This is a genomic window from Streptomyces sp. NBC_01171, assembly GCF_045039805.1.
Taxonomy (GTDB): domain Bacteria; phylum Actinomycetota; class Actinomycetes; order Streptomycetales; family Streptomycetaceae; genus Streptomyces.
In genome coordinates this window covers 2,196,966-2,210,418 of sequence record NZ_CP108609.1, presented here as the reverse complement: position 1 = coordinate 2,210,418, position 13,453 = coordinate 2,196,966, and the positions used below count along the sequence as shown (strand labels likewise).

Sequence of the window (13,453 nt, the reverse complement as noted above, 5' to 3'; positions counted from 1 at the left end):
AGCCGATGCCCGACGCACCGGCACGACACGGCCCCGACACCCCCGACCCGCTCGCCGAGCTCGTGCTCCAGTTGCGGGGGGCCGGCCTCGAACCGGACGTGGAGGGGCTGAGCGACGCCCTGTGGCTGGCCCGGTGGACGGGCGAACGCGAGCCGACCGGCGCGGTCGAGCGGGCCCGTGAGATCCCTCCGCCTCCGCCTGTCTCCCCGCCCAAACCTCAACTCCCGCCCGCACCGAAGGAACCCGAGGTCCCGACCCCCGGCCCCGACCGGAGCGTCCCCCTCTACCCGGCACCCCGCGACGGCCGGACCCGCGTCGGGACCGGCGCACAGCTCACCGCACTTCCGGTCGGCGTCCCGGCCGCGCCCGCGCTGCCCTCCACCCTCGAACTCCAGCGCGCTCTCAGGCCCTTGCAGACCTATCGCAGCGCGGCGCCCCCGCTCCACCGCGAGCTGGACGAGACCGCTACCGCCGAACTCAGCGCCCAGGCAGGGGGTTTGATCCTCCCCGTGTACCGCGAGGTGCGGCGCGGGGACGCCCGGCTGCAACTGGTGCTGGACGCCGCGCCCTCGATGCGGGTGTGGGACCGCCTCTTCGTCGAACTGCAAGAGATGTTCACGCAGTTGGGTGCCTTCGGGGACATCCGGATCGCCCATCTGCACACCGGTCCCGACGGTGAGGCCACGGTCAGCGCCAGCGCCGATCCGAGCGGGGCGCCGCAGCACACCGTGGACCGGCTCAGTGACCCCACCGGGCGCCGGATCACCCTGCTGGTCAGCGACTGCGCGGGCCCGCTGTGGCGGTCCGGCGGCGCGCACCGGCTGCTGCACCGGCTGGCCCGGCTCGCCCCCGTCGCCGTGCTCCAGCCGCTCCCGCAGCGCCTGTGGAGCCGCACCCGGCTGCCGGTCACGTACGGCGAACTGACCCGCGGTGACACCCCAGGCGGCACCGCGCTGCGCGTCCGCACCCCCGACGGCGCGCCCCTCGTGCCGCCGCCGGGCGTGCTGCCCGTGCCGGTGCTGCCACCCGAACCCGTGGCGCTCGGGGCGTGGGCGCGGCTGCTCGCCGGGGCCGGTGCCGGGCCGGTGCCCGGCGCGGTGGGCTGGGTGCGGGCCGACCAGCCGGCCGTACCGCCGGCGCGCGGTGGGCGCAGGGTGACCCCGGTGGAGCGGGTCAGCCGGTTCCGCTCCGCCGCCTCACCGGCCGCGGGACGCCTCGCCGTCTACCTCGCCGCGGCCCCGCTCTGCCTGCCGGTGATGCGGCTGGTGCAGCGCACCATGCTGCCCGGCTCCGGCCCCGCCGAACTCGCCGAGGTGCTGCTCGGGGGCCTCGTCCAGCGGGCGGGGGAGGACCACGGGCCGGACGCCGGGCAGTGGTACGAGATGGAGCCGGAGGTGCGGGAGGCACTGCTGTCCACGCTCGGCCGGGACGAGGCCCTGCTCGTTCTCAAGCACTGCTCCGAGTACATCGAGCAGCGCTTCGGCAAGGGCGGCGCCAACTTCCCGGCCCTCGCCCTCGCCCAGCTCGGCGGCACCGCCCACCCGGCGCGCGGGGAGGAAGGCCCGGCGGGCGCCCGCCTGTTCGGCGCGTACCCCGGTGACAGCGGTGACGCCACCCTCGTCCCCCAGCCCTTCGCCGAGGTCGCCGCGCGGGTGCTGGAGCGCTTCATGCCGCTGCCGGAACAGTTCCGGCTCTACGGCACCCGGCCCGGCACCGCCGCCGGACCGAGGCCCACGCATCCGGCGGTGGTCCGGGCCCGCACGCTGCTCGCCCGGTTCGACGCCGACGGCATGGTGCAGGACGTGATCGACGCCGTACAACTGCTGCGCGGCGCCACCGAGAACGAGCGGCCCGCCGGGGCCGACCCGGGACTGTGGGCCGAGTACGCGCACGCCACGCTGCGGCTGTGGGAGGTGCAGGGCGGTTCCGCGCTGCTTGCCGAGGCGGAGGCCGCCGCCGAGCGGGCGGTGGCGCACCCGCACGCCCAGCGGGAGCGGGCCGCGCTGGCCCGGGTGCTGCGCGCGGCCGCCACCGACCGCAGACGGCGCGGCGACCGGCCCGCCGCGCTGGACCTGCTGCGCCGCGCCGACCGGGAGTACGCCGTCGCCTGCGCCGCCCCCGACCTGGAGCCCGCGCAGGCGCTGCGGCTGACGCTGGAGCGGGTCGGCGCGCTGGAGGCGCAGTGGCGGCTCGGCGGGGACAGCGCGCTGCTCCAGGGCGCGGTCGGCATGCTGGAGGCGTTCGCCGACCTCTGGCCCGACCGCCGGCACCGCCCGCCCGAACTTCCCCTCGCCCACGGCAGACTGCTGCTGCGCCTGGCCGACGCCACCAACGACCCCGTACAGGCGCGGGGTTACGCGGCACAGGCGGCCGGCTCGCTGCGTGACGCGCTGGCGGCCGGCGAGGACGGGGGACGTGAACTCGTCCTCATCCGGCTGGACCTGGTCGATGCCCTCCTCCGGTCCGGCGGTGATCTCGCCGAGGCCCAGGAACGGGTCGACGCCGCGCTCGCCGCGACCACCGGACGCGCCCTGCGCGCCCAACTCCACGTCAGGGCGGGCCGGATCGGGGTCGCCCGGTACGCCGAGACGGGTGACCCGCGCGAACTCCGCGATGCGGCAGAGGCGTTCGCCCGCGCCGCCGCCGACACCTCCAGGGAAGCCGCCGATTACCCCGACGTCCTCGCCGAGTGGGGCGAGGTACTGCTGCGCCGGGCGGACGCCGAGAGCGGGGAGCGGGCCTGGGAGGCCCTGGCTCACGCGATCCGCGTCCTGCGGGACTGCCGACGCGAGACCCACACCGGCAGCCCGCACACCGCGCACCGCCTGCTGATGCTGGGCCGCGCCCTGATCCGGCGCTACCGGCTGCGCGGCGACCGGGTGGACCTGCGCGAGGCGGAGCACCTCTTCGGGCTGGCGGCGGCCGAGGCGGACGACCCGCTGCTGGCGGCGCGCTGCTCGCTGGAACTGGGGCAGGCGCAGTACGAGGCGTACCGGAGCCTGGCCCGGCCGACCCGGCTGGACGACGCCGTGGACGCCTTCCGGGCGGCGGCCGAGTCGGCGCGGGAGGCCGAGGCGGCGGCCGAGTCGGACCGCGACCGCCGGATCGCCGTCGAACTGGGCGCGCAGGCGCACCACTGGCGGGGTATGTCCTATGAGGCGGCGTCCCGGCCGCGCGCGGCCCGGGACGCGTACCGCGCGGCCCGCGCCGAGTGGGCGCGGCTGCCCGAGGACAGCCTCGGCACCGGCGCCCCGACCGCCGAGGACACCGCCGGCCGGCTCGCCGGACTCGGCTGACCGGCACCGCATCCAGGAACACGGCACCGCACCGAGGAACACCACGGGAGGCAGCGATGACGAGCGCGGGGGACGAGACGGCCGTACCGGAGCACGGCGACCCGCTACCGGACCTGCTCACACTCGACCTGGAGGAACTGCGCACCCTGGACCACCCCGTGCTGCGCGAGGTCCTGGACACCCTCACCGAACGCGCCGGGAAACCCGCCGAGATGCTCTGGGGCTTCAACAACTGCCTCTGATCCGCTGGCTCTTGGTCACCCGACGGCGGAAACCGGCAAGTTCCGCCGCCTTGCGTTTGGCTCCGGGCCGCGACCGGGAACGCACCCGCACACACGGGCGAACGAGCCGCGCCCGCATCGCGGTACGGGGGTACGGGATGTCCGGGACGACCGCCGCCCCGACGCGGGCGCGACCGCGCCCCTTCCGCCAGTTCATCGTCAAGGCGCACGGCCGCTGCAACCTCGCCTGCCGCTACTGCTACCTCTACGAGGGCCCCGACCACACCTGGCGCACCCGTCCCGCCGCCGCCCCCGCCGAGGTGCTCGACCGCACCGCCGACCGCATCGCCCGGCACGCCCGCGACCACGCCCTGACCGCGCTCTCCCTCGTCCTGCACGGCGGCGAACCCCTGCTGGCCGGCGCCGACACCCTGACGCGCTTCACCGACACCGTCCGCACCCGCGTGCCCGACGGCTGCGCCGTCCACGCCACCGTGCAGACCAACGCCACCCTGCTCACCCAGGACCGGGTGGCCCTCCTGGCCCGGCACGGCATCCGCATCGGCATCAGCCTCGACGGCGGCAGCGCCGCGCTCAACCACCGGCGCGTCGACCATGCCGGACGCCCCTCCTGGCCCGCCGCCGCGCGCGGCGCCCGCCTGGTCGCCGACCACTTCCCCGAGGCGTACGCGGGCGTCCTCACCGTCGTCGACCCCACCACCGACCCCGTCGGAACGTACGAGTCCCTGCTCACCCTCCGCCCGCCCGCGCTCGACCTGCTGCTGCCCCACGCCAACTGGTCGGCCCCGCCCCCGCACCGGGGCGAGGAGCGGTACGGCGACTGGCTGTGCCGCGTCTTCGACCGGTGGTGGTCGGCCGGGCGGCGCGAGACGCGGGTGCGGCTCTTCGAGGAGTGCCTCGCCCTGCTGCTCGGCCTGCCCGCCGCCACCGAGTCCCTCGGGCTCGCCCCCTTCGACGCCGTCGTCATCGAGACCGACGGCTCCATCGAACAGGTCGACTCGCTGAAATCGGCGTACGACGGCGCCGCCGAGACCGGGCTCGACGTGTTCCGGCACGACTTCGACGAGGCCCTCGCCCACCCCGGCGTCGCCGCCCGGCAGGCCGGGCTCGCGGGGCTGGCCGGGCGCTGCCGGGCCTGCCCGTTGGTCGCGGTGTGCGGGGGCGGCCATTACGCGCACCGGTACCGCGCCGGACACGGCTTCCGCAATCCGTCGGTGTACTGCGCCGACCTGCAGCGCTTCATCCGGCACGTGGCCGCACGGCTCGCCGAAGAAGGAGGCACCCCGTGACGGCACCGCTGGACCGCGCCCTCGCCGAACTCAGCCGCACCGAGGGCGGCCCCGACACCCTCGCCCTCCTCGTCCACGACCAGGACACCCGGCGCATGCTGCTGCTGCGCACCGTCCTCGACGCCGCCGAGGGGGCCGCCCCCGCCGACTGCCCGCCCGCCGCCAAGCGCCGGCTGCGCGAGGACTGGGCCCTGCTGGCGGCGGCCGACCGGGCCACCGACGGACCCCGCTCGCCCGCCCGGACCCGGCTCACCTACCCCTTCACCGGCCCCTGGGCCCGCCGCTGCCTGACCGCGCTCACCGCACCCGATGGCACCGGTGAACTCCCGCTGGAACTGGCCTACTTCAGCGCCCTCGCCGCAGCCGCCGCCGCCCGCGCGGGCCTGCCGTTCACCACCGAACTCACCGCCCGCGACGGCCTGCTCTGCCTGCCCTCCCTCGGCGTCCTGCGCACCGGCCGTACCGGCTCCGCCGCGATCGAGGTGCGGCACAAGAACGGCCGCCTGACCCTGCGCCGACGCGGCGCCTCCGACGTGCACGTCCGGCTGGAGCAGGGCGTCGGCGCCTGGTCCGGCGCCCCCGCGTGGACCCCCGCCCACGCCCTGCCCGGCCTGCTGCCCGGCACCGCCCCCGTCCCGCTGGACGACCTCGACCCGTACCGCACCCCGCCCCGCGACCCCGGACGGTTCGCGTTCAGCGGGCCCAGCGGGCCCGACCACGCCGAGCGCAAGCACTGGCTGCACGCCTGGTCCGGCACGGCGCAGGCACTGCGCACCGGCGGCGAACAGCGGCTCACCGAGACGATCGCCCTGCTGCGCTGCCTCGTCCCGCTCGCGCCCCCGCCCGGCTCGGACGGCCGGGGCAGCTCCAGCGGTACCCGGCGCGAGGCGTTCGGCGCCCTGCTCAGCACCACCCCCGCCACCCCGACCGCGCTGGCCGCGACCCTCGTCCACGAGATGCAGCACACCAAGCTCGCCGCCCTCGGCGAACTGGTGGAACTGCACCGTGCCGGACCCGAGGCCCGCTACTTCGCCCCCTGGCGCCCCGACCCCCGCCCCTACGACGGGCTCCTGCACGGCACCTACGCCCATCTCGCCCTGGCCGACCACTTCCAGCGCACCGCCCTCGCCGAACCCGCCCGCCGCGAGACAGCCTGGGCCGAACACGCCCGCTACCACGCCCAGGTCGCCGCCGCCCTGCCCGCGCTGGTCGCCTCACCCGACCTCACCCCGGCCGGACGCCGCTTCGTCGACGGTATGGCCGCCGCCCACGAACGGCTCTCCGCCCGCCCCGCACCACGGGGGCACACGGCGCGCGCGCAGGCGTACGTCAAGGCGGTGCGCACCCTCTGGGCGCAGCGGCAGCCCCCGGCACCGCCGATCCCGAACCGGTGAAATGCCGACTTCGCACCCCGCGCTGCGCGAAGATCGGCGCACCGAGGCGTTGGTCTCCGGCGGTCGCCGTACTCCCCAGAGCCGCGCCGAGGTTCTACGATTTCCTGTCTACGTGCTGGAGGCCGCCGCATGTCTGAAGCCCGTACGCCGGCACCGAACGGGAACGGGGCCGCGAGGCAGACCGTCACCATCAGCTTCGCCGGGTTCAACCGGGCCTGGGCGGCCTGGATCGGGGACCGGCTGGAGCGGCGCGGCCTCAGAGTGGTCTACCTGCGCTGGGACGCGCCCCCGGACCAGTCCCTCACCGACCTGCTGCGCGACCTGACCCTCGCCGAGGGCCGCACCCTGATCGTGGTCAGCGAGTGGTACTTCCAGCTCGGCCCGCGCGGCCACGACGAGTGGAACGCGGCCCTGCGCGAGGTCGTCGGCGCCGACCCCGGCCGGTTCGCCGCCGTCTCCGTCACCAACGCCTCGCTGCCCTCCGCCGTCGCCGCGCTCGCCCCCGTCGACCTCACCAACATGGGCGCCGACGAGGCCGAACGCCGCCTGCTGGACCGCCTCGACCTGCCCCACGACGCCCGCCCGGCCGACGACCCGGCCCGCCCCGCGCCCCGCTTCCCGGCCGCCATGCCCGACGTGTGGGGCGGGGTGCCGCGCCGCAACACCCGCTTCACCGGCCGCGAACCGCTGCTCAACGACGCCTATCACCTGCTCCAGGGCAGCGACCCCGGCGCGGGCGTCCTCACCCTGCACGGCATGTCCGGCGTCGGCAAGACCCAGCTCGCCGCCGAGTACGTCTACCGCTTCGGCTCCGAGTACGACGTGGTGTGGTGGGTCAACGCCGAGAAACGCGTCAGCTACCGCCGCCTCCTCGCCGAACTCGCCCCCAAACTCGGCCTGTCCACCGGCGCCGAGTACGGCGAGCGGCTGCGCGCGGTCCGGGACGCGCTGCGCCGGGGCACCCCGTACTCCCGCTGGCTGCTCGTGCTGGACGGCGCCGACGAACCCGACCAGATCTGGGACCTCGTCCCCACCGGCCCCGGCCACGTCCTCATCACCTCCCGCAACCCCGAGTGGGGGGAGCACAACAGCAAGCTCCTCGAAGTCCCCGTCTACAGCCGCGACGAGTCGGTCGCCTTCATCCGCCGCCGCGCGCCCCGGCTCACCGAGCCCGACGCCGACCAGCTCGCCCAGGCGCTGGAGAACCTGCCGCTGCTGCTCGACCAGACCGCGGGCTGGCTCAACGACTCCGACCTCTCGGTGGAGGAGTACATCGCCCTGCTGGACGGCGGGATCGACCAGGACGTGGTCAAGGTGTCCGCGGACTTCCCGCTCGCCTTCCAGACCGCCTGGTCGATACTGCTGAACAAGCTCCGCGAGACCGTCCCCGAGTCCGTCGACCTGCTGAGGCTGTGCACCTTCTTCGCCCCCGGCTTCATCCCGGTCAGGCTGCTGAAGGAGATGAACCACGACGACCTGCCCGAACAGCTCGCCGGGCTGCTGGACGACCCGCTGCTGTGGAACAAGGCCGTCAACCAGTTGCGCCAGTACTCCGTGGTCCGGCTGGAGTCGCACGAGGCCATGCTGGACGAGGCCGTCGCATCCGGCGAGTCGGTCTACCTGCACCGGATGGTCCACCAGATCGTGCACAAGGACATGCCCGAGGCCGACCGGAGAGAGTTCATCGAGGTGGTCCGCCGCGCCCTCGCCGAGGCCGACCCCGGCCGCCCCACCGACACCCGCAACTGGGACGCGTACGCCGAGATCGTCCCGCACCTCAAGTACGCCGACGTGCTGCGCAGCAAGGACCGCCGGGTGCAGGGGCTGGTGCTCAACTGCCTGCGGTACATGCTGTTCGCGGGGGAGTACACCGCCGGCGTCAACCTCGGCGGCCGCGCCCTCGCCACCTGGCGCGAGCTGCTCGGCGAGTCCCACCCCCGGGTCTGGGAGGTGACCTACCACTACGCCAACCTGCTGCGCTCGGCCGGCCGCTTCCAGGAGACCGAGGCCATCGACCGGGCGGCCCGCGAGCAACTGCTCGCCGAACGCGGTGAACACGACCTCGACCACCTCAGGATGGCCGGCGGACTCGCCGCCGACCTGCGCGAACTCGGTCAGTACGACGCCGCCCTCGAACTCGACGAATGGCTCTACCCCACCTACCGCGAGCTGTTCGGCGAGCACGACTCGCGCACCCTCAACGCCCAGAACAACCTCGGCTTCACCCTGCGCCTCCTCGGCCGGTACGAGCAGGCCCGCGGCTTCGACACCCGCACCCTGGAGGCCCGCCGCCAGCTCCTCAAGGGCCGTCACCCCTGGACCCTGTTCTCCGAGGTCTCCTACGCGGTCGACCTGCGCCTGCTGGGCCGCTACTCCGAGGCCGAGTCCATCCAGACCAAGAACGTCCGCGAGTACCGCATCGTCATGGGCCCGGACAACCAGAACACCCTGCGCGCCGAGCACAACCTCGCCCTGTGCCGGCTGCGCGGCGGCGACCGGGCCGGGGCGGGCGAACTGCTCACCCGCGTACTGGAGGGGCTGGAGCGCAAGCTCGGGGACAGCCACACGCACACCCTGGCCGCCGCCGTCAGCCAGAGCTGCTTCGCCCGCGAGCACGGCGACATCGACCAGGCCCGCGAGGCCAGCGAATCGGTCCTCGCCCGCTACGAACTGCTGCTGCCCGAGGGCCACCCCTTCATCATCGGCGCCCGCGCCAACCACGCCCTGGTGCTGCGCAGCGTCGGCGAACGCGACCACGCCCACGTACTGATCGAGCAGAGCCTCGCCGACATGACCGCAGCGCTGGGGGAGACCCACCCGTATGCGCTGGGCTGCGCCGTCAACGCGGCCGCGCTGCGCAACCTCGTCGGGGACACCGAGTCCGCCGCCGACCTCAGCCAGATCACCATCCTGCGCGCCACCGACACCCTCGGCCGCACCCACCCCCTCACCCTGACCGCGCGCGTCGCCTACGCGGCCGACCTGCGCGCCCTGCGCGACCGCCAGCAGGCGGAGAAGGTCGAACAGGAGGCCCTGGCCGACCTCGCCGCCACCCTCGGCCCCCAGCACGTCCACACCATCTCCGCCCGCTCCCGCAACAGGCCCTACTGGGACTTCGAGCCGCAGGCGAGCTGAGGCGCTCCGCGCGGGGCGGGGCCACGGGCGGAGCGGTGCCCCGGCCCGGAAGCGGTGCCACTTCCGGGCCGGGGCGAGCACGACGGCGAGATGGGTCGAGCCGCTGCCCGCCCGCGGCCGTGGCAGGGCGAGAGGTGGCTGGGCGCCGCCGGGACAGCGAAGGGCCCGGCCCTCCGGATCAGATCCAGAGGGCCGGGCCCTTGTGCACTGCTCAGCGGGCGGAGGTCACGCCTCGAAGACCTCGTTCACCAACTGCTCCTGCTCCGCCTGGTGGCGCTTGGCGGAGCCCACCGCCGGGGAGGAACCGTGCGCGCGCGAGATGCGGCGCAGGCGCTCGCCAGCCGGGACGTCGGCACCGACGGCCAGGTCCAGGTGGTCGATCAGGTTGAGCGCGATGAACGGCCACGCACCCTGGTTCGCCGGCTCCTCCTGCACCCACAGGTACTTCTCGGCGTTCGGGTACTTGTTGACCTCGGCCTGGACCTCGGCGCCGGGCAGCGGGTACAGCCGCTCGATGCGGATGATCGCCGTGTCCGTGGCGCCGCGCTTCTGCCGGCCGGCCTCCAGGTCGTAGTAGACCTTGCCGGAGCAGAACACGACCTTGCGGACGGCGGCCGGGTCGACCGTGTCGTCGCCGATGACCGGGCGGAACTCGCCGGAGGTGAACTCCTCCGCCTTCGAGGCCGCCGCCTTCAGACGCAGCATCGACTTCGGGGTGAAGACGATCAGCGGCTTGTGGTCCGGGTTGTGGACCTGCCAGCGCAGCAGGTGGAAGTAGTTCGCCGGCGAGGTCGGCATGGCGACCGTCATGTTGTTCTGCGCGCAGAGCTGCAGGAACCGCTCCGGACGGGCCGAGGAGTGGTCCGGGCCCTGGCCCTCGTAACCGTGCGGCAGCAGCAGGACCACACCGGAGGTCTGGTTCCACTTCTGCTCGGCCGAGGAGATGAACTCGTCGACGACCGTCTGCGCGCCGTTGACGAAGTCGCCGAACTGCGCCTCCCACATCACCAGCGCGTCCGGGCGGGCCAGCGAGTAGCCGTACTCGAAGCCCATGGCCGCGTACTCGGAGAGCAGGGAGTTGTAGACGTTCAGCCGCGCCTGGTCCTCGGAGAGGTACTGCAGCGGGGTGTACTCCTCGCCGGTCTCCCGGTCGATGAGCACCGCGTGGCGCTGGCCGAAGGTGCCGCGCTGGGAGTCCTGGCCCGCGAGACGGACCGGGGTGCCCTCCAGCAGCAGCGAGCCGACGGCCAGGGTCTCGCCCATGCCCCAGTCGATCGTGCCGTCCTCGACCATCGCCGCGCGGCGCTGGAGCTGCGGCTGGAGCCGCGGGTGGACGGTGATGTTGTCCGGGACGTTGACCTGGGACTCGGCGATCCGCTTGACGACCTCCGCGGAGATCGCGGTCGGGACCGCCGCCGGGAAGCCGTCCTTGGGCGGCTGGGACTCGCCCTGCGCCGGCTGCGAGGTGACCTCGCGGACCTCGGTGAAGACCTTCTCGAGCTGGCCCTGGTAGTCCTGGAGCGCCTGCTCGGCCTCCTCCAGGGTGATGTCACCGCGACCGATCAGGGACTCGGTGTACAGCTTGCGCACCGAGCGCTTCTTGTCGATCAGGTCGTACATCAGCGGCTGGGTGAAGGCCGGGTTGTCCGACTCGTTGTGACCGCGGCGGCGGTAGCAGATGAGGTCGATCACCACGTCCTTGTTGAACGCCTGGCGGAACTCGAAGGCGAGCCGCGCCACGCGCACGACGGCCTCCGGGTCGTCGCCGTTCACGTGGAAGATCGGGGCCTCGATCATGCGGGCCACGTCGGTGGCGTACATCGAGGAGCGCGAGGACTCGGGCGCCGCGGTGAAGCCGACCTGGTTGTTGATGACGATGTGGACCGTGCCGCCGGTGCGGTAGCCGCGGAGCTGCGACATGTTCAGGGTCTCGGCCACCACGCCCTGGCCCGCGAAGGCCGCGTCGCCGTGGATCGCCACCGGCAGCACGGTGAAGTCCGTGCCGCCCTTGTTGATGATGTCCTGCTTGGCGCGGGCGACGCCCTCCAGGACCGGGTCGACCGCCTCCAGGTGCGAGGGGTTGGCGACCAGGGAGACCGCGATCTGCTCGCCGTCCAGCCCGGTGAAGGTGCCCTCGGCGCCCAGGTGGTACTTCACGTCACCGGAGCCGTGCATCGACTTCGGGTCGAGGTTGCCCTCGAACTCCCGGAAGATCTGCGCGTACGACTTGCCGACGATGTTGGCGAGCACGTTCAGCCGGCCGCGGTGGGCCATGCCGATGACGACCTCGTCCAGGCGCGACTCGGCGGCCGAGTCGATGACCGCGTCCAGCAGCGGGATGACGGACTCGCCGCCCTCCAGGGAGAACCGCTTCTGGCCGACGTACTTGGTCTGCAGGAACGTCTCGAACGCCTCGGCGGCGTTCAGGCGGCGCAGGATGCGAAGCTGCTCCTCGCGCTCCGGCTTGGAGTGCGGGCGCTCGACGCGGTCCTGGATCCACTTGCGCTGCTTGGGGTCCTGGATGTGCATGAACTCGATGCCGGTGGTGCGGCAGTACGAGTCGCGCAGCACGCCCAGGATGTCGCGCAGCTTCATCATCGACTTGCCGGCGAAGCCGCCGACGGCGAACTCGCGCTCCAGGTCCCACAGGGTGAGCCCGTGCTCGGTGATGTCCAGGTCGGGGTGCTTGCGCTGCTGGTACTCCAGCGGGTCGGTGTCGGCCATGACGTGGCCGCGGACCCGGTAGGAGTGGATCAGCTCGAAGACACGGGCGGCCTTGGTGACGTCGTCGTCGTGGCTGGCGTCGATGTCCTTGAGCCAGCGGACCGGCTCGTAGGGGATGCGCAGCGCCTCGAAGATGTCGTCGTAGAAGCCGTTCTCGCCGAGGAGCAGGTTGGCGACCTGGCGCAGGAACTCGCCGGAGGCGGCGCCCTGGATGACCCGGTGGTCGTAGGTCGACGTGAGCGTCATGACCTTGGAGACGCCGAGCTTGTTCAGGGTGTCCTGGCTGGTGCCCTGGAACTCCGCCGGGTAGTCCATGGAGCCGACGCCCATGATCACGGACTGGCCGGGCATCAGGCGCGGCACGGAGTGCACGGTGCCGAGGCCGCCGGGGTTGGTCAGGGAGACCGTGACACCGGTGAAGTCGTCCATCGTGAGCTTGCCCTCGCGGGCGCGGCGGACGATGTCCTCGTAGGCCTGCCAGAACTCGAAGAAGTTCAGCGTCTCGGCCTTCTTGATGGCCGCGACGACGAGCTGGCGGTCGCCGTTGGGCTTCACCAGGTCGATGGCCAGACCGAGGTTCACGTGCGGCGGCTTGACCAGGGTCGGCTTGCCGTCCTTCTCGCCGAACGAGTAGTTCATCGCCGGCATGGCCTTGATGGCCTGCACCATGGCGAACCCGATGAGGTGCGTGAAGGAGATCTTCCCGCCGCGGGCGCGCTTGAGGTGGTTGTTGATGACGATGCGGTTGTCGAACAGCAGCTTCACCGGGACCGCGCGGACCGAGGTGGCGGTCGGCAGCTCCAGCGAGGCGTTCATGTTCTTCACCACGGCGGCGGACGGACCGCGCAGCGTCACGTACTCGGGGCCCTCGGGGGCCTCCGTGGCGGGCGCGGCGGCGGCCTTCGGCTTGGCGGCGGGCGCCGGGGCCGGCTTCGCCGGGGCCTGCGCGGCCGGGGCGGCCTTGGCCGCGGGTGCCTGCGCCGGTGCCTGGGCGGGCTTGGCGGCCGGAGCCGGGGCCTGCGCCGGTGCCTGGGCGGGCGCGGCCGGAGCCGGTGCGGCCTGGGCAGGGGGAGCGGTGGGGGTGGTGCCCGCGGCCCCCGCGGCCGCGGTACCCGCCGGAGCCGAGGCGGCGGGCGCCCCCGGCTTGTAATCGGCGAAGAAGTCCCACCAGGCACGGTCTACCGAATTCGGGTCCTGGAGGTACTGCTGATAGATCTCGTCGACGAGCCACTCGTTCGGGCCGAACGCCGCAGCGGCGTTCTTCCCGGCTTGGTCGTCGGTGGAGACGTTCGAGTTACTGGGGGACTGTGGCGACACGGCGGTAACCGCCCTCTTCCGCTTCACAAGGTGATGGACAGCGGGAATAAAGGCTA

At 73.6% G+C, this 13,453-nt stretch carries 6 protein-coding genes; 5 read left to right on the top strand and 1 reads right to left on the bottom strand.

Translation table 11 applies throughout. The features are described 5' to 3' along the window. The first annotated feature begins 5 nt into the window (after nt 1-5). The 5 genes from OG448_RS09970 (at nt 6) to fxsT (ending at nt 9,356) form a co-directional block, all read left to right on the top strand. The gene (locus tag OG448_RS09970; RefSeq protein WP_405552888.1) at nt 6-3,296 is read left to right on the top strand and encodes an SAV_2336 N-terminal domain-related protein; all 3,291 of its coding nucleotides are present in this window, start codon (nt 6-8) and stop codon (nt 3,294-3,296) included. A gap of 56 nt (nt 3,297-3,352) precedes the next feature. Next, on the top strand, nt 3,353-3,538 hold the full coding sequence (fxsA, locus tag OG448_RS09965) for an FxSxx-COOH cyclophane-containing RiPP peptide (protein ID WP_405552886.1): 186 nt from the start codon (nt 3,353-3,355) through the stop codon (nt 3,536-3,538). 137 nt (nt 3,539-3,675) lie between these two features. Next, on the top strand, nt 3,676-4,827 hold the full coding sequence (locus OG448_RS09960) for an FxsB family cyclophane-forming radical SAM/SPASM peptide maturase (RefSeq protein ID WP_405552884.1): 1,152 nt from the start codon (nt 3,676-3,678) through the stop codon (nt 4,825-4,827). Further along, a complete protein-coding gene (locus OG448_RS09955; protein WP_405552882.1) occupies nt 4,824-6,221 on the top strand; it encodes an aKG-HExxH-type peptide beta-hydroxylase in 1,398 nt (465 codons plus the stop codon). The genes OG448_RS09960 and OG448_RS09955 overlap by 4 nt, the downstream gene beginning before the upstream one ends. A 129-nt stretch (nt 6,222-6,350) precedes the next feature. Next, the gene (gene fxsT / locus OG448_RS09950; protein ID WP_405552880.1) at nt 6,351-9,356 is read left to right on the top strand and encodes an FxSxx-COOH system tetratricopeptide repeat protein; all 3,006 of its coding nucleotides are present in this window, start codon (nt 6,351-6,353) and stop codon (nt 9,354-9,356) included. A gap of 225 nt (nt 9,357-9,581) precedes the next feature. On the opposite strand, the gene OG448_RS09945 is transcribed toward fxsT, so the two are convergent. After that, on the bottom strand, nt 9,582-13,397 hold the full coding sequence (locus tag OG448_RS09945; RefSeq protein ID WP_405552878.1) for a multifunctional oxoglutarate decarboxylase/oxoglutarate dehydrogenase thiamine pyrophosphate-binding subunit/dihydrolipoyllysine-residue succinyltransferase subunit: 3,816 nt from the start codon (nt 13,395-13,397) through the stop codon (nt 9,582-9,584). Between the last annotated feature and the right edge of the window lie 56 nt (nt 13,398-13,453).